Source organism: Lentzea sp. CC55 (assembly GCF_021056325.1).
Classification (GTDB): domain Bacteria; phylum Actinomycetota; class Actinomycetes; order Mycobacteriales; family Pseudonocardiaceae; genus Lentzea; species Lentzea jiangxiensis.
In genome coordinates, this window is record NZ_JAJCXE010000030.1 from 21136 (window position 1) to 38140 (window position 17005).

Genomic DNA, 17005 nt, shown 5'->3' on the forward strand with positions numbered 1-17005 from the left:
TCAACAAGCCTCACGTGGGCTTGAACTCGTCAATCGACTTGCGAACACGGATGACCGCATGAGCGAATCCGTTTTGGGAGGCACTTGCGATCATCCGCAGTCGAGGCGCGCCAGTCTGATCGCGCTGCCGTCCCCACGCGGCGTCCCGAGACCCTGCGAGCCGCGCTTCACACCGTCAGCCGAGTCCTCGCTCGGGATAACCCATGCGCACCGCGGAGACCTTGTTGAGCCGGTCGGTGATCTCGGGGGGAAGTTCCAACGCCTCCGAGGACAGCGATGCGGAAAGTTGTTGCACCGTTCGTGCTCCGACCAGCGGTGCGCACACGCCGGGTCGGTCACGCACCCATGACAACGACACCTCGATCGGACTTGCTCCGAGCTCGCGTGCGCACTCGACGACCTCCGTCACGATTCGCGCCACGCGTGGACTTTCCGCGTAGTCCTGCACGTACCACCGGTAGAAGCCGCTGTCGCGCTTGCCTTCCGGGACACCGTCCAGGTACTTGCCCGTGAGCACACCTCTGCCGAGCGGTGCCCAGGGGAGCAGGCCGATGCCGAGAGTTTTCGTGGCGGGGCGCACCTCGCGATCGATTCCGCGCTGGACGAGCGAGTACTCGAGTTCGACGACCGACAGGGGAGTGGCGCCGCGAAGTTCCTGGATCGTCGCCGCTCGCGCGGTCTGCCAGCCCGAGTAGTTGCAGGCGCCCGTCGCCCGCACCTTGCCCGCCGCGACCGCGGCGTCCATCGCGGCGAGCGTCTCCTCGATCGGAACCTTCCGATCCCAGGTGTGCACGAGCCAGAGGTCGATGTGGTCGACCCGCAGGTTGCGCAGTGACTGCTCCAGCTCCGCGAGCATCCGCGTCTTCGACGCGTCGGCGGTCGGTGGTTTCCCGATGACCATCCCCGCCTTGGTGGCGATCACGAAGTCCTCGCGGCGGAAGTGGCGTGCGATCGCTCGGCCGATGAGCCGCTCGCTTTCACCGTCTCCGTAGATGTTGGCGGTCTCGATCAACGTGCCACCCGCGTCGGCGAAGCTGCGCAGCTGTGCCACCGAATCGGTGTCGTCGGCGTCGAAGCCCCAGGTGGCGGTGCCCAAACCGAGGCGGGACACCGAGATGTCGCTGTTGGGCACCGCTCGCTTTCGCATCTCGCTCCCATCGTCCCAGCCGAATCGAGGGCCAGAATGCCGGACGGCAAGCGGTGACGGTGATGTCGTTCCGGGCTGCGGAACGCGCAGTACGTCTCCGCACCTGCAGGGGTGGCCTGATTGCGGAATTCTTCGACGCGATCGGCTTGTGGTGTGCAGGGTGGGCTGACGAAATCGACCGCGCACCGCTTGCTTCCGGTGCTGTGGGAACGCGACGTCCCCGATCACCCGTGTTCCTGAGTGATCACACCCCCGGACAGGTCGTCGAACTCACCCTCCGCGATGCGGGCCAGAAGGGCGGCCGACTGCTCGACCGGGGTGAACTTCCCCTGCTCTCGCAGGGACTGCGCCCACCGCGAGACCCGAGGCCACACCGGGTCGTCCGCAGCGCTCGGGTCAGCGCTCCGCTCGATGCCGCGGCGCATGAGGCCGATGTCGAGCAGGCCGGGGTCGTAGCACAGCACCGCGATCGGCCTGTCCTTCACCTCGACCGCGAGGTTCTCGGTCAGCTTGATCACGGCGGCCTTCGACACCGAGTAGGCCGTGAGGTAAGGCCACCTCTTCACGCCGGCGTTGCTGATCACGTTGATGATCCGTCCCCGCGTCATCCTCCGGATTGCCGCGTTGGTGGCGAACGCGGTGCCTCGGAGGTTCACCTCGAACGTGTGCCACCACTCGTTTTCGTCGACCTGCCACGTCGGCCCGACAGGTCCACCGAGCGCGCCGTTGTTGACCAGCACGTCGATCCCGTCCAAGCTCTCGATCAGCTTCGGCGTCGCGAGCGGGTCGCCCAGGTCCGCGACGTGGGTCTCGACCCGCACCCCCGCGGCGTTCAGATCGGCTTCGACCGCGTCCAGGGCTTTTCTGTCGCGGCCGGTGATGACGAGTTCATGGCCTCGGGCACCGAGCTCTTCGCTGAACGCCCTGCCCAACTCCTTGGCGCCGCCGGTCACCAGGATTTTCACGTGGTCGCTCCTCTCCTCGGGCTGGAAAACCGGAAGCGCGGTCTTGTGCAGCAGTCCCCGCGCGTCCCGTGAGGTGGTCGAACCGGGCAAAGGCAGGGGCGGTTCAGGTCACGGTCACCCCGGTCAGGCGCAGAACCGCACGCCCGCCCGCGACGGCGAAGCAGTCCTCTGCCGTGCCACCGACCGCGTCGGCCGACCGGCAGTCCGGGGCGGCGGTAAGGCTTCGCACGGTCAACCGCTTCGCCGTCTCCGGGAGCGCCAGCAGCGCGTGCAGCGCCGGGTGGGGCAGGCAGGCGACCGGGGCGGGCGCGCCGCACCACAGGTCGGCATCGGTGTGCACGGGCACCGCCCGGGTGGGGCCCGGTGGCCGCGCGGGCAGGTCGGGGGGCTGGTCGCGGTAGTGCAGCACCGCCGTGGCCACCTCGCCCTCGGTGCCGGTGACGACTGCGCGGACCTGCCAGGTGTCCTCGTGCCACTGGCCGGTGGCCGTGAAGTCCAGCACCAGGTCGCCGTCGAGCCGCAGCCCGGCCAGTGCTATGTCCAGTGTGGACACTTCGGTGAGGTGCTGGCGGGGATGTCCCTCCGGCCGCACCCAGTCCCCGGCAGCCAGCAGGTGCTCCAGCAGCACGGGTACGGACAGCGCGCCTCCGGCCAGGTGCGGTTCCCGTGCCGGGGACCAGCGGTGCCGGGTGACGAACCGCTCGTGTTCGGCGAACTGGAGCACCTCGCCCAGCAGCAGCCGGGTGGTGCGGATCCTGGGCCAGTCCGGGCTGCCCTCGGGCCACGGCCAGGCACGGATGAGGTGCGGCCGGGCCATCACCCCGAGCCTGCCGAAGTAGCTCACCGTGCCGGTGCCCTCGGCCAACTCGGCGAGCCAGTGGGCGGTGGCCTCCTCCGGGCGTACCGTGCTGCCGTAGCGCGCCGCGCCGTGGTAGCTGACGATGTTGCCGGTGCGTTCCCAGGTCGGCCAGCGCACGACGTGCACCGGTACGCCCGTGTGGCCGGCCGTCCACCGGCCGAGCCTGCTCAGCGCCCCGCTGCCCGCCGCGTAGGCGGTGTGGCCGATCATGCCGCCGAGTTCGGAGATCGACCCGGCGCAGCTGATCAGGCGCAGCGGCCGGTCCCGGCTCGCCCGTGCGGTCAGCGCCGAGACCAGGGTGGTGAAGCCGGTGACTCGGACGGCGACCGTGTCGATCACCTCCTGCGGGGTGAGGCGGGCGAAGCGGACCCCTCGGTAGGTGGCGGCGTTGTGCACCAGGACGGTGGGGGAGTGCGGGAGTGCGGCGAGCACCGCGTCCACCTGTGCACGGTCGGTGACGTCACAGGGCAGGTAGCGGATGGGCGGGCCACCGGCGAGGTTGTCCCGGGTCTGCCGGACGAACTCCTGGGCGGCCACCTCTTCCCGGCCCCCGGCCAGTCCGCCCGGAGTGCGCGCTGCCGCGATCAGGGTCTGGGCGCGCCAGGCGGCGAAGGCCTCCTCGTCCAGCTCCACCCCGGGGCCGCGCAGCTCCCGCCGCCCGGTCACCACGACTTCCGCGCCGGTCGCCGCGAGTGCCTTGGCCAGCTCGAAGCCCACGCCCCGGCCGCCCCCGGAGATCAGCACGCAGTCGCCGGGACCGACCGGTGGGGCGTCCGCGGCAGGTGGTGCGATCCGGGCGTGCGGCACGTAGCGGCTGCCCTGCCGATAGCCGACTTCCAGGCAGTCCCATTCGGTGGTCTCCGCGTCCACCGCGTCCGCGATCAGTGCCGCGTCCACCCGGTCCAGGTCGACGGTTTTGGCACGTGTCCCGGGCAGCTCGACCATCAGGTTCTTGGCCAGTCCCGCCCAGGCTCCGCTCAACGGCTGCGGCACCGCCTCCCCGGAGCTGCCGAACAGGCCGTCGCCGTGGCTGATCGTCAGGTAGAAGTGCCGGTCGGCCTCCGGGGTGGCCAGCCAGCGGTCGTAGACGGTGTGCAGGGCGGCCGTGGTGGTCAGCAGCGCCGCCCGCCAGGCCTCCTCGCCCAGCCGGTAGTCCGGTGCGCCCGTGAGGGTGAGGTCGACGATGCCGTCCCAGTCCGCCGCGGTGATCTCCGCGGCGGAACGGGCGACGGTGACGTGCGCGCCGCGTGTGCTCAGCAGCCCCGCGACGGCGGTGGTGAGCGGTGTGTCCAGGCCGAGCAGCAGCACGTGCCGCCCGCGCAGCCCGCCCACCCCCTCGGGCCGGGGCGCCGGTACCGGCTCCTGCACCCAGCGCTGTACCGGGCGGGCGAAGTCCGACTCGTGGTAGGCCAGCAGCTGTGGCCGCAGCGCGGGTTCCTCCGCCGGCCACCGCACGGGTGGCGCGGTGGCCGGCCGGGGGTGTTCGTCGACAGTGCGGAACTCCCCGGTGTGCTGGTGGACGTACCCGATCACCTCGCCGGCGACGTCCAGCACCCGCACCAGCAGCCTGCCGTCCGCGTCGAACACCCCGCCCCAGGCCCCGTCCCGGGTGCCGAGCACGGTCAGTTCACCACCGGCGTGCGCGAGATCGTTGCCGCCGCCGTAGAAGTCGATCCGCCCGATCGATCGCGGTACCACCACCGGGCTCCACTCCGCGGGCGAGACCGCACACACCTGGGCGAGCGTGTCGCACAGCACGGCCGGCAGCAGCGCCCCGCCGAACCAGCGCCCCAGCACGGGACCGTCCAGCACCACCCGCGCCCGGTTCGCGTGCGCCCCCGCGTCCACCTCCGAGCAGCTCGCGAAGATCCCGGACAGCGCCGCGACCGGGTTGGGCAGCTGATAGGGACTGCGCCGCGGGACCGGTGCGGTGACCACGGGCAGCCGGTCCGGCACCGGACAGTCCGGGGCCCGGTCCCGCAGCACCACCGACATGCGGAAGTGCTCCCGGTCCCGGACCAGCACCGTCCCGCCCGGCGCGACCACGTCGGTGAGGATGCGCACCAGCACCACGGACTCGCCCTCGGTGCCGGCCGTCAGCTCCGCGACGATCTTCTTGCGCGCGGGCTGGCCGGCGTACACCCGCAGGAAGTGGCTGAACGACACCTCGCGCACGGCGACCGGTACGCGTCCGGGCACCAGGGCGGTCGCGGCCTGTGCGGCGATCTCCACGGCCAGCAGGCCGGGCAGCGTCGGATGGCCGCCGATCAGGTGCTCGTTCAGGTAGCCGTCGCGGTCCAGGTCGAAGACCCGGTGGGCCACCAGCCCGGTCTCGGTGCGTTCGGTGATCTCGTCCAGGTAGAACGGCCGCTCCCGGGGCGCCCAGACCGCGGTGCGCCGGGGCAGCTGGGCCGCGGTGACCCGGCGTTCGACCTCGCCGAGGTAGGCGAGCGCGGGCTCGGTCCGGTCCTGGGCCAGCTCGGTGAGGAAGTGCGCGAAGCCCTCCTCGGCGGGCATCAGGGACAGGTGCCGGGTCAGCGCTTGGGCCACGAGGGGATCGGCCGCGCGGGGCGTGCCGTCCCACAGGCCCCAGCCGAAGGTGGTCTCCTCGGTACCGGTGGCCCGCGCGGCGGCGGTGAACAGGAAGTCGTTGGCCGAGCTGTAGTCGGTCTCGCCGTGGATGCCGAGCAGCCCGGCCAGCGAGCCCGCGTTGACCCAGCGGCGCGGCGGCTGCGCGGCGAAGGCGAGCTTGAGCGCGCGGTAGGTGTGCACCTTGACATCGCGCACGAGCTGGAAGTCGGCCAACGACTTGACGGGCAGTTCCGCGGTGCGGTTGAGGCCGGAGAAGTTCAGCAGCAGGTCCACCGGCCCGGCGATCGCGGCCCGTACCCGCTGTACCGCGTCGGCGTCGCGGGTGTCGCACACGTGGTAGTGCACCCTGCCCTCGCCGCAGATCTCGGTGAGCCGCGCCAGGTTGGCGTGCACCTCCCGGGCCCGGACCAGCCGTTCCAGGTGGTGCCTGGCCGCAGCGAGCCCGCCCGTCGCGGTGAGCAGGACCTGCCGCCGCCGGGCCTGGTGCGCCGCGTGGTCCTCGGTCAGCGCGGTGTGGTCGTGTGCGGCGAGATCGGTGGTACCGAGCACGTGCAGCACGGGGCGGGCGTGCGCGGCCAGGCCGAGCAGGGTGGTCATGCCGATGCCCCGGCCGGCTCCCGCGCCGACCACCACGGCGTTCTCGGCGAGCACCGGCCGCGCCGGGGCCAGCGGGACCGCCTCCGCGCGCTGGGTCAACCGCAGCCCGCCCGCGCGGACCACCCCGGGCAGCACGTGCCGCGCGGCGGCTTCCTCGGCCAGTTCGGCCGTGGCCCGCACGGGGCCGGCCGAGGTGAGCAGCACCCGGCAATGCGCTCGGGCGAGCGCGGGTTCCATTTCCATGGCCTTGACCAGCCCGGTGAACAGCCCGGCGTAGGGGTGCACGCGGCCCTGTTCGTCGGCCCCGCCGCAGAGCACGACGTGGAAGCTCAGCAGCCCGGCCGCCGACTTGGCCGCCAGGAAACAGGCGTCGTGCAACCGCAGCACGGCCTCGGGGGAGGAGGCCGGCCACTCGTCGGCCGGGGGCAGGCCGGCGAGGACCCGCACGTGCCGGTACCCACCGGGGATCGCGGCGCCCGGTCGCAGCACGGTGGTGTCCGGCAACGGGGCGAGCAGCCCGTCCGGCACACCCTCGCCGAGCACGACCAGGGTGTGCTCGGGGACCAGCGGCCAGGGCGCGGGCTCGGCCACCCGGGGATCGGGCCGCCAGCGCACCACGTGCCGCTGGAGCACGGTGGCCCGTCCGGGTGCGGCGGCCCGCAGCCGGGAGGTCCGTCCGCCGGGCAGGGCGGGCCGGGTGATGACCTGTCCTTCGGACCTCCCGGTCAGCACCTCGAGCAGTTCGCGGGCACCCTCGGCGCCGGACAGCCTCATCTCGCCTCCGCTCGGTCGAGCTCGGCGAGCACCGGGACGTGCCAGGCCCGCGCCAGCTCCGGGGTGGTGACCGCGAACAGGTAGGCCCCCTCGGCGCCCGCCCGGTACGGGTTGGCGCTGACCGCGCCGACCAGCGCCAGGGTCAGCTCGCCGTCGTCGAGGTAGCAGCCCGCGCTCTCGAACGCCTGGAGCAGCGAGGCCTCTCCGCCGTCCACGACGAGGTTGAGGCCGTGCAGGTCGGCGAGGTTGGCCACCCGCGAGGCGATGACGTTGGGCATCACGCCGGGCTGGGTGTCCGCGTTGACCTCCGGCCAGGTGCGGTCGAGCTTGGCCCGCAGCCCGGCCAGGAACTCCTCGTCGCGCACGGTGTCGTGGAGGTCGTCGAAGTGCACGCGCAGCTGGGCTCCCTGCATCGCGCCGGTCTGCCCGAGCTGGCCGAACAGCACGCCGGTGGTGTCCCGGTGGGTCTGGCACAGCGCGCGCACGGGTTCGGGCAGCAGCCGCCAGCACTCGATCGCCAGCACCTGGGCCCGGTCGATCCGCCGCAGCACGGGCTTGGGCAGCGGGACCCCTGGCAGGTCCGGGATCGGGTACACCGGGCCGAAGCTCGCCGCGCCGTCCGCCGGTTCCCGCGCCGCCCACCCGATGACGGCCAGCCGTTGGCGGGGGACCGGTTCCCGGGCCTGGACCCGCCACCGGTCCGGGAGGTACTCCGAGACCACGGCGGTCGCGTTGGTGCCGCCGAAACCGAAGGCGGAGACCGCGCCGGTCCGCGCCCGGCCGGTGGGCGGCCAGTCGACGGGCTGCCGGGGCACGCGCACCATGGGCGCGTGGTCGACGAGGTGTGCGGGCAGCCGGGTGAACCGGTGCTGCGGCGGGATCTTGTGGTGGCGCAGGCACAGCAGCAGGTGGATCAGTGAGACGACACCCGCTGGCCAGCCGGTGTGGCCGATCACCGACTTGTTGGACACCACCGTCAGCGGCCGGTCCGCCGGGTAGACCTCGGCGATGCCCAGCAGTTCGGCGCTGTCCCCGGCGGGGGTCGCGGTGGCGTGCGCGACGACCACGTCCACCTCACCCGGTTCGGTACCGGCTTTGGCCAGGGCGCGACGGGCCGCCAGGACCTGGCCCCGGCTGGCCGGGGCGTTGATCGCCTTGCCCTTGCCGTCAGCGGACAGGCCAACGCCTCGGAGCACGCCGAGCACGGTGTCCCCGTCGGCTCGGGCGCGGGAGAGCGTCTTGAGCACCACCAGGGCCGCGCCGTCGGCGAACAACACTCCGTTGGCGCCCTCGTCCAGCGAGCGGACCTGGCCGGTGGGGGACAGCCCGCCCATCTTGGCGAAGGCCACCATGTAGGTGACCTGCATGGCCGCCGCGCCACCGCAGACGGCGACCTCGCAGCGCCCGGCCCGCAGCTCGCGGACACCCCGGTCCAGGGCGTACAGCGAGGAGGAGCACGCGGTGTCCACCACGTGCACGGCCGAGTCCTCGGGCAGGATGCCGCGGATCGCCCCGGCCGCGATGGCCGGTGGCAGCGAGTCCGCCGGCTCGCCCGTGCCCCGGCGGAACCGCGTTCGGGCTCGCGTCCGGATCGCAGCTTTGTCCTCTGTGGACAGATGTTGGCCGAGCGGACCGTCCAGGGTCTCGGACAGCGCGGCCAGGACCTGGGCCTCGGAGTGGTGCTGGCTGCCGTCGGCGGTCAGGCCGACGCAGAAGGCGAAGCGGTCGGTCGCCCTGGTGGTGGTCTGTTCCAGGGCCTGGTGGAGGCTGTGCCGCAGCCACAGCAGGCCGAAGTCGGTGGCCGGGTCGTCGGTGAGGCCTTCGGCGGCGAGCTTGGGGTGTGGCTGGAAACCGGTGATCAGACCGCAGACCGGCTGGCTGCCCTTGTCCGGGACGTCGCCCCGGCCCGGGGTGAACGCGGCGGTGACCCAGCGCTCGGGCGGCGCCTCGGTGAACAGGTCCGGGCCGTCGTTGAGCACCTGCCAGAACTCGTCGGGGCTCGACGCGCCCGGGACGGCGAGGCCCATGCCGACCACCACGATCGGGTCGCCGGTCTCGGGTTCGGGCAGGGGGACGGGTTCGGGCACGGGGGCGGGCTCGGGCACGGGGGCGGGCTCGGGCAGGGGGACGGGCTCAGGCTCGGGCTCGGACACCGAGCCGCACATCAGCCGCACCCCGCCGTCGGCGTCGATGGTCTGCCCGGTGATCCACCGGGAGCGGGGCGAGGCCAGGAACGCGACCAGCTCGGCGAACTCGTCCGGCTCGCCGATGCGGTGGCCCAGCGGCGTCCTGGCCACGATGCTGCGCGCGAAGGACTCGTGGCCGGGGAACATCCGGCCGCCCGGGGTGTCCAGCAGACCGCCCGAGGCCGTGTTCACCCGCACACCTGCCGGCCCCAGCTCCACCGCCAGGTACCGGGTCGCCGCCTCCAGGGCCGCCTTGGTGACCCCGATCGCCAGGTAGTCCGGGAGCACCATCCGGGCGCCGGTGGAGGAGATGTTGACCACGCTCGCCGAGCCGCTGGCCAGCAGCAGGGACCGGGCCGCCCGCACACACCGCAGTGGCGCCAGGAAGTTGACCGCCAGCACCCGGTCCAGGTCCTCCTCCGCGAGGTCGAGTCCCGGTGCGAACAGGCCCAGCGCGGCGTTGTTGACGAGGATGTCCAGCTTGCCGTGCTCCCGGCCGATGGTCGCCATGATCGACTCGACGTGCTCGGGCTTGGTGACCGAACCCCGGGCCAGCCGCACGTCCAGGCCCTCGGCGGTGAGCCGGGCCGCGATCTCCTTGCCCTGCGGGTAGGAGTGGAAGCAGTTGAGGTAGACCACCGCGCCCCGGCGGGCCAGCAGCTCGACCACCGCGCTGCCCACCCCGCCGGCGCCCCCGGTGACCAGGGCGATCCGGCCGTCGAGTTCGGTCATGGCCGCGCGGCCGTGATGTAGTCGGCGATCTTGCCGAGCGTGTCCAGCTCGGTGCCGCGGAAGCCGGGCGGCGGGGCGGGCAGGTCGAACAGGGTGCGGATCTGGGTCATCAGCTCGGTCTGGCGCAGGGAGTCCACGCCGAGATCGGCCTCCAGGGAGGCGTCCTCGGTGAGGACCTCCACCGGGTATTCCAGGGTGTCGGCGTACAGCTCCCGAAGCCGGGCGAGCGCCACCGTGCGATCCGGTGCCGACGCCGGTGCCGGCTCTGGCACCGCTGTCGGCTCGGGTGCCGCAGGCCGGGGTGCTTCCGCGCGCGGCACCGGGACACCCGCGAGGTGCGCGGCCACCGCGTCCAGGTCTGACAGAGGACCGGGAGCGGCGAAGGTGGGGACCACCGAGGCCAGGGGCAGGGCCCCGCGCACCAGCTTGGTGAGCACCTCGCCCGCGCCCAGTTCGACGAACACGCGTGCGCCGTCGGCGGACAGCCGGACCAGCGTCTCGCGGAAGCCGACCGGTTGGGACAGCTGGAGCCCCAGCAGCGCGGCCAGGTCGTCGCCGTCCCGGTAGCGCCTGCCGAGGACGGGGGAGTGCACCGGCACGGCGAACGGGTGCCGCCGGTAGCCGGCCACCCGCCGGGTGAGCTCCCGTCCGGCGGGGACCAGTGCCGGGTGGTGGAAGCCGTACGGGGAGCCGAGCGGGCCGGCACCGATCCCCAGGGCCCGCGCCACCTCGGCCGCGGCCGCGAGGTCCTTGGCCGGGCCGGACAGCACGATCTGCTCCTCGGCGTTGTCCACCGCCAGGACCAGATCGGGTGCGGCGAGGAGGGCCACCAGGAGCTCGGCCCGGTCCCGTCCGCAGCGCAGCGCCAGCATGCCGCCCTCGGGGGCGTGCGCGCGCAGCACCTCGTTGCGGTCACACACGATCGCCGCGCCGTCCGCTACCGAGAAGACCCCCGCCGCGACCAGTGCGGAGATCTCCCCGAGGCTGTGTCCCACCAGCAGATCCGGGGTGGCGCCCCTGGCGGCCAGTGCCCGGTGCGCGACCACCGCGGTGGCGTAGATCGTCAGCTGGAGCTCGTCGGCGTGGTGCGCCACCAGGTCTTCGAGGGAGGGCGCGGGGTCGGCGAACACCACGGCACCGACCGTGCGACCCGTGCGGGCGCGGTGGGCCTCGTCCACGGCGGCGAAGACCTCGCGGACCACCTCGTCCCCGCCCGCCCACGCCTGGCTGAGCACGCCAGGCCGGTACGCGCCCTGGCCGGGGCACAATCCGACGATCGGCTCTCCGTACATCAGATGTCACGCACCCCGTCGTTCTTGGTGATCGTCGGCGAAAACCAGCGCTTCCGCTCCCGGTTCGACGTTCTAGCACGGGAACGACCGTCCGGATGAGGCAGATTCCGATCCGTGGAACGGCCATCCGCGCACCCCTTCACGTTGGTTGATCTCGTACGCGGAAGATCCGGCTCGGTCCATGGGCCGCGGCTTGTCGTTTGAGCAGCTCGACCTCGCCGCGTCGCCCGATGCTGCTGACACTCTGTTCTCTGCGTCCAGCACGATTTGATTCTCGGGACGACTCGCAGTTGACTGAGGAAATGTGGTCCTGCCGGCCGCACGTACGGCCGACGTGACCGGCGATCCGCGGTGGTCGATCGCTCGTTCCGCACCGCGGGACGGCAGGTGGTCGGCACCGTGCGTTCTGCCTACGGTGAGCCCGAGTCCGGGCCGCCGCGCCGGCACATCAGGACGAGGTGGAGTAGCGCCGGTGGGCTGGAAGTCGATGCTGCCTCGTCGCTGAGGTCCAACGGACTGCAGCCGAGTCGAGCGACGACCGTTCTCCTCGGCAGCGCAAGCGGCACGTTCGGGAACGCCAGTGGCGGAAAATGTTCCCGAAACGATACCGGAACGAATAAGAAATTGGGTTGAGCGGGATTCCCTTGCGCATCGAATCTTTGTGCAAAGCCATCTCGCAGGCGTCTTGACTGGTTCTCGGTGGAAGCTTGGGTTGTGGATTCTTTGCTCGTCGTGAAAAACTTGTGCAGGTGTCTTTGATGAGAATTCTCCGCCGTCTGGTCGGATCCCGCAGGGGGAAGACGACCGGCGACCACTCCGGTGAGCCGGGTGAGTCGCTGATCGGACGTGTCCGGCGTGGAATCATCGGCGACAACGAGGTGATCGACACCCCTTATGGCGAAAGGAGAATGGTCTACGCCGACTACACCGCATCGGGACGGGCGCTCGACTTCATCGAGGATTTCATTCGTGCGGAGGTGTTGCCCCACTACGCCAACACGCACACCGAGAGTTCGAGCACCAGCCGGCGCACCACGATGTTGCGGGAACAGGCGAGGCTGCTCATTCGCCAGTCCGTCGGGGGAACGGAGGACGACCTGGTGATGTTCTGCGGTTCCGGCGCGACCGCGGCGGTCACCAAGCTCGTGGGAATGCTGGAGATCCGGCTCCCGGCCGGTCTGGACGAGAAGTACTCGCTCGCGGACCGGATTCCTCAGGAGGAACGTCCGGTCGTCTTCGTCGGACCCTACGAGCACCACTCCAACGAGCTGCCCTGGCGCGAGTCCGTCGCGGACGTCGTGGCCATCGGCGAGGACGAGTGGGGCCGCGTCGACACCACCGAACTGCGCCGGCAGCTGATCCGCCACTCCCACCGCCCGTTGCGGATCGGCAGCTTCTCCGCCGCGTCGAACGTGACAGGTGTGCTGACCGACACCGACGGCATTGCCGCGCTGCTGCACGAACACGGTGCACTGTCCTTTTGGGATTATGCTGCGGCCGGACCGCACGTGCCCGTTCGCATGCGTGAGAGCGCACCGGGACGAGGCGACCACAAGGACGCCGTTTTCCTGTCACCGCACAAGTTCGTCGGCGGCCCGCAAACGCCCGGTGTGCTGGTGGTGCGCCGCGACCTCGTCACCAACAGCGTTCCCACCGTGCCGGGCGGCGGCACGGTGGCGTTCGTCCACCCTGGAGGTCACCGCTACCTCGACGACCCGGTGGCCAGGGAGGAGGGCGGCACGCCCGCGGTCGTCGAGTCGGTCCGCGCCGGTCTGGTGTTCGCGCTCAAGGATGCCGTGGGCGCCGAGGTGATCCATGCCCGCGAACAATGGCTGTGGCGGCACGCCATCGCCGAGTGGGAACAGGAACCCGGTATCGAGATCCTCGGCAACCGCACCGCGGACCGGTTGTCGATCGTGTCGTTCCGCATCCGGTCCGGACAGCGGTTCCTGCACCACAACTTCGTGGTCGCCGTGCTCAACGACCTGTTCGGCATCCAGTCCCGCGGCGGGTGCTCCTGCGCCGGTCCCTACGGGCACCGGCTGCTCCACATCGACGACGGGCAATCCCAGGGCTACGACCGCAACTCCGCGGTCGGCTACCACGGGGTGAAGCCCGGCTGGGTGCGCCTCAACTTCAACTACTTCATCACCGACGCCGTCCGCGATTACCTCGTCGAGGCCGTGCGGCTGGTCGCCCGGCACGGCCACCGCCTGCTGACCGACTACGTCTTCGATCCGAGAACCGGGTTGTGGCGGCACCGCACCACATCCCTCGTTCCCCATGAGTTGCCCGATCTGCGCTCCGTGGTGACCACGCACGCGACCGCGTCGACGATTCGCGCCGATGACACGATCCTGACGAAGTACCTGGAGGAGTCGAGGCGCCTGCTCGCTGCTCGCGTTGACGTGGTCGAGGACGAGGCCACCGGCCTGCCGGACGACTTCGAGGAGCTGCGCTGGTTCGTCCTGCCGCAGCGCTGCCTCACCGCTGCGTGACCGGGGCGGACGGCAGAGCAACGGTCGCCCGCGGGGCTATCGGCGGATGAAGCCGAGGTTCAGCGCGGAGGCGACGGCGGCGGTGCGGGAGTCGACGCCGAGTTTGGTGTAGCAGCGGGCGAGGTGGGACTTCACGGTGCCTTCGGTGAGGTGCAGGCGGATGGCGATCGCCCGGTTGGACAGGCCGTCGGCGACCAGGGTGAGGACCTCGACCTCCCGTCGGGTCAACGCGGCGTCGGGCGTGCGCATCCGGTGGAGGAGCCGGTCGGCGACGGTGGGCGCCAGGGTGGTGTGCCCGGCGGCCGCGGTGCGCACGGCGGCGGCGAGGTCTTCGGGCAGGGCGTCTTTGAGCAGGTATCCGGTGGCGCCCGCTTCGATGGCGGGCAGGGTGTCGGCGTCGGTGTCGTAGGTGGTGACGATCAGGACGCGGGGTGCGCCGGGACGTGCGGTGATGGCCGCGGTGGCCTGGGCTCCGGTCATCCCGGCGCCGAACCGCAGGTCCATCAGCACCACGTCGATGTCGCCCCAGGCGGCGCGCGCCACGGCGTCTTCGGCGGTGGCGGCCTCGGCGACCACGACCAGTCCGGGTTCGGTCTCCAGGACGGCGCGCAGGCCCGCGCGCACCACGGGGTGGTCGTCGGCCAGGAGGAGGCGGATGCCGGTCACGGGTGGGCCTCGGGCCGGGTGTCGGTGGACCGGGGCAGGGGGAGCCGGGCGGCCAGGGCGGTGCCGTGGCCGGGGGCCGACTCGATCCTGAGGGAGCCTCCCAGTGCGTGGGCACGACTGCGCATGGCCGCCAGTCCGAACCCGCCTTCGCCGGGATCGGGAGCAGGAAGGCTTCCGGGGGTGAAGCCGGTTCCGTCGTCGACGACGTCGAGCGTGACCTCGTCGCCGGCGTAGCCCAGGGTGATCTCGGCGGTGCCGGCGCCCGCGTGGCGGACGGTGTTGGCGAGAGCGGCTTGGGCGATGCGCAGCAGTGCGACCTCGTGGGCGGTCGGCAACGGGATCGGGTCACCGGTGGTGTGGAAGCGCGCGGTGATCCGGTGGCGGGTGCCGGTGGTGGCGCACAGGCGTTCCAGGGCGCCTGCCAGCGTGGTGCCGTCGAGGGCCGGCGGGGTGTGGGCGGCGACGAAGCGGCGGGCTTCGGCGAGGTTGTCCGCGGCAGCTTGGCGGGCCTGGTCGACGTAGCGCGCCGCGGTCCCGGCGGTGTCGGGCAGGAGCCGCTCAGCGGCGCGCAGCAGCAGCTGGATGCTGGACAGTCCCTGAGCGAGGGTGTCGTGGATCTCTCGAGCCAGGCGTTCCCGTTCGGCCAGTACTCCCGCGGTGTGCTGGGCCTCGGCCAAGTGGGCGCGGGTGGCGGTGAGCTCCTCGATCAGCCGTCTGCGCTGCTCGCTCTCCCGGTACAGCGCCTGGTAGCCCCAGACCACGGCGACCGCGACGGCCGCGCCGAGTGCCGGGCCGATCGCGGCGACCGGGCTGAAGGTTCCCTGGTGCGCGGCGAAGGCGGTGATCGCGGCCAGCGCCGTCGCGGTCACGGCGGTCAGGCCGGTTCGGCGCGGCAGCAGGTGGAGCTGGAGGAAGTACAGCGGGAAGGCGACCCACACCCCGTCCGCGCTCAGCACCACCAAGACCAGCCACACGGCGCCGAGCGCGCCCAGCCACCCCGCCGCGACCTGCCGGGAGGTGCGGACGCGCGGCAGCAGCGGTCCGGCCGCGTACACCACCCCGCACAGCACCGCCACCGCGACGACCGCCGCGGCCCGTGGCTGTTCCCCCGCTGCGGCCCTCGCCGCTGCCAGGACGAGCAGGGCGATGACCAGCAGGTGCAGGCACCAGGTCAACACCCGGCTGGTCGGTGTCGGAGCAGGAGCGGCGGCGTTCACAGTGCGTCCAGGCTACGCAGCGGCCGCGGGTGCGGCCTCTGTCGAAAGGTGGAACCGGCGCGCCGTCTTCCGGCTCGTGAAGTGCCATCCCCGGCCAGATGCCGCGACGTGTCGCCGTCGGCGAGCGTGGAGACGTACCCGCTTCGCCCGCCGGAAAGGACCGACCGAGGCCGTGTTCGTCGCCTGGAGAGACCTGAAGTTCGCCAAGGGGCGCTTCGCCCTGATGGGAACCGTCATCGTGCTGATCACCCTGCTGGTCGGACTGCTGTCCGGACTGACCGCCGGACTCGGCCGGCAGAACGTCTCCGCCATCACCGGCCTGCCTGCCGGCAGGATCGCCTTCGCCGCGCCCAGCGGTGACCAGGGCCTGTCCTACGCCAACTCGATCGTCACCGAGACGCAGTGGCGACAGTGGGCCGCTGTCCCTGGGGTCGTCAGCGCCGAACCGCTGGGCATCACCACCACCAAGGCGACCGCGGGCGACCGGAGCGCCGGCGTCTCGGTCTTCGGGGTCCGGGCCGGGTCCGTCCTCGCACCCGGCAGCGGCAAGCTCACCGAGGACGCGGTGGTGCTGTCCACCAAGGCCGCCGACGACCTGCGAGTCCAGCCCGGAGACGGCATCGTCCTGGCGGGACGGCAGCTGGGGGTGGCCGCCGTGTCCGGCGACGCCTCTTTCAGCCACACCCCCGTCGTCTGGACCACCCTGGACGTCTGGCGCACCACCGCACCGCCCGGTGGCACCGGCGACGACCCGACCGCGACCGTGATCGCCTTGACCACCACCACCTCTGACGCCGTCGTCGCCGCCACCGATCAGGCCGCCGGCACCAGGACGGTCACCAAGGACGACTCGCTGTCCGCGATCGGCTCCTACACCTCCGAGAACGGTTCCCTGCAGCTGATGCGCGGCTTCCTGTTCGCCATCTCCGCCCTGGTCATCGGTGCCTTCTTCACCGTCTGGACCATTCAGCGCAGCGGCGACATCGCCGTCCTCAAGGCGCTGGGCGCCACCACGGCCGGCCTGCTCAAGGACGCCCTGGGCCAGGCCGTCGTCCTGCTCACCGGCGGCACCCTGATCGGAACCGGCCTCGCGGCCGCCCTGGGCGCCGCGCTCGCGGGCACGGCGATCCCCTTCGATCTCACGCCCGCCACGGTGCTCGTCCCGGCCGCCGTGATGGTCCTGCTCGGCGCGCTGGGAGCCGCACTTGCCATCCGCCGCATCACCTCCGTCGACCCGCTGACCGCCCTGGGGAGCGCCCGATGAGCATCACCCTGACCGACATCACCCTCACCTACCCCGACGGCGACACCCACCTCACCGCACTCGACCAGGTCAGCCTCCACGTCCCCCGAGGCAGCCTGACCGCCGTGGTCGGCCCCTCCGGCTCCGGCAAGTCCAGCCTGCTCGCCGTCGCCGCCACCCTCATCACCCCCGACCACGGCACCGTCACCGTCGACGGCACCACGACCACCGGCATGA

At 72.1% G+C, this 17005-nt stretch carries 10 protein-coding genes; 3 read left to right on the plus strand and 7 right to left on the minus strand.

From position 1 onward, the window contains the following. Positions 1–175: 175 nt before the first annotated feature. The 5 genes from L6E10_RS24780 to L6E10_RS24800 all read right to left on the minus strand — a co-directional run bounded on the left by L6E10_RS24780 (position 176) and on the right by L6E10_RS24800 (position 11144). Complete coding sequence (locus L6E10_RS24780; RefSeq protein ID WP_236221930.1) at positions 176–1147, minus strand: aldo/keto reductase; 972 nt, start codon at positions 1145–1147, stop codon at positions 176–178. A 224-nt stretch (positions 1148–1371) separates the two neighbouring features. Beyond that, positions 1372–2112 carry an SDR family oxidoreductase gene (locus tag L6E10_RS24785; protein ID WP_236221931.1) on the minus strand — a complete coding sequence of 247 codons (741 nt, stop codon included), beginning with the start codon at positions 2110–2112 and terminating at the stop codon, positions 1372–1374. A 103-nt stretch (positions 2113–2215) separates the two neighbouring features. Further along, on the minus strand, positions 2216–6934 hold the full coding sequence (locus tag L6E10_RS24790; protein WP_236221932.1) for an SDR family NAD(P)-dependent oxidoreductase: 4719 nt from the start codon (positions 6932–6934) through the stop codon (positions 2216–2218). Further along, positions 6931–9852, minus strand: a complete 2922-nt coding sequence (locus tag L6E10_RS24795; RefSeq protein ID WP_236221933.1) for an SDR family oxidoreductase — start codon at positions 9850–9852, stop codon at positions 6931–6933. Before L6E10_RS24795 ends, L6E10_RS24790 begins: the two co-directional genes overlap by 4 nt. Continuing rightward, positions 9849–11144 (minus strand): acyltransferase domain-containing protein, encoded by a 1296-nt coding sequence (locus tag L6E10_RS24800; protein ID WP_236221934.1) that lies wholly within the window; start codon positions 11142–11144, stop codon positions 9849–9851. The genes L6E10_RS24795 and L6E10_RS24800 overlap by 4 nt, the downstream gene beginning before the upstream one ends. Positions 11145–11902: 758 nt before the next feature. Between L6E10_RS24800 and L6E10_RS24805 the strand changes: the two genes are divergently transcribed. Continuing rightward, positions 11903–13642 carry an aminotransferase class V-fold PLP-dependent enzyme gene (locus L6E10_RS24805; protein WP_236221935.1) on the plus strand — a complete coding sequence of 580 codons (1740 nt, stop codon included), beginning with the start codon at positions 11903–11905 and terminating at the stop codon, positions 13640–13642. A gap of 36 nt (positions 13643–13678) precedes the next feature. Here L6E10_RS24805 and L6E10_RS24810 read toward each other — a convergent pair whose 3' ends face one another. Then, the gene (locus tag L6E10_RS24810; protein WP_236221936.1) at positions 13679–14308 is read right to left on the minus strand and encodes a response regulator transcription factor; all 630 of its coding nucleotides are present in this window, start codon (positions 14306–14308) and stop codon (positions 13679–13681) included. After that, on the minus strand, positions 14305–15486 hold the full coding sequence (locus L6E10_RS24815) for a sensor histidine kinase (RefSeq protein ID WP_236221937.1): 1182 nt from the start codon (positions 15484–15486) through the stop codon (positions 14305–14307). Before L6E10_RS24815 ends, L6E10_RS24810 begins: the two co-directional genes overlap by 4 nt. 211 nt (positions 15487–15697) lie before the next feature. Between L6E10_RS24815 and L6E10_RS24820 the strand changes: the two genes are divergently transcribed. Together L6E10_RS24820 and L6E10_RS24825 are read left to right on the plus strand one after the other, a co-directional pair. Further along, complete coding sequence (locus L6E10_RS24820) at positions 15698–16789, plus strand: ABC transporter permease (protein WP_236221938.1); 1092 nt, start codon at positions 15698–15700, stop codon at positions 16787–16789. Next, a partial coding sequence (locus L6E10_RS24825; protein WP_236221939.1) for an ATP-binding cassette domain-containing protein occupies positions 16786–17005 on the plus strand: 220 nt, incomplete at its 3' end. The genes L6E10_RS24820 and L6E10_RS24825, both read left to right, overlap by 4 nt.

Coding starts and splice junctions, on each gene's coding strand:
- L6E10_RS24790 (WP_236221932.1), bottom strand. CDS start 6,934: ATGAGGCTGTCCGGCGCCGAGGGTGCCCGCGAACTGCTCGAGGTGCTG.
- L6E10_RS24780 (WP_236221930.1), bottom strand. CDS start 1,147: ATGCGAAAGCGAGCGGTGCCCAACAGCGACATCTCGGTGTCCCGCCTC.
- L6E10_RS24795 (WP_236221933.1), bottom strand. CDS start 9,852: ATGACCGAACTCGACGGCCGGATCGCCCTGGTCACCGGGGGCGCCGGC.
- L6E10_RS24800 (WP_236221934.1), bottom strand. CDS start 11,144: ATGTACGGAGAGCCGATCGTCGGATTGTGCCCCGGCCAGGGCGCGTAC.
- L6E10_RS24805 (WP_236221935.1), top strand. CDS start 11,903: ATGAGAATTCTCCGCCGTCTGGTCGGATCCCGCAGGGGGAAGACGACC.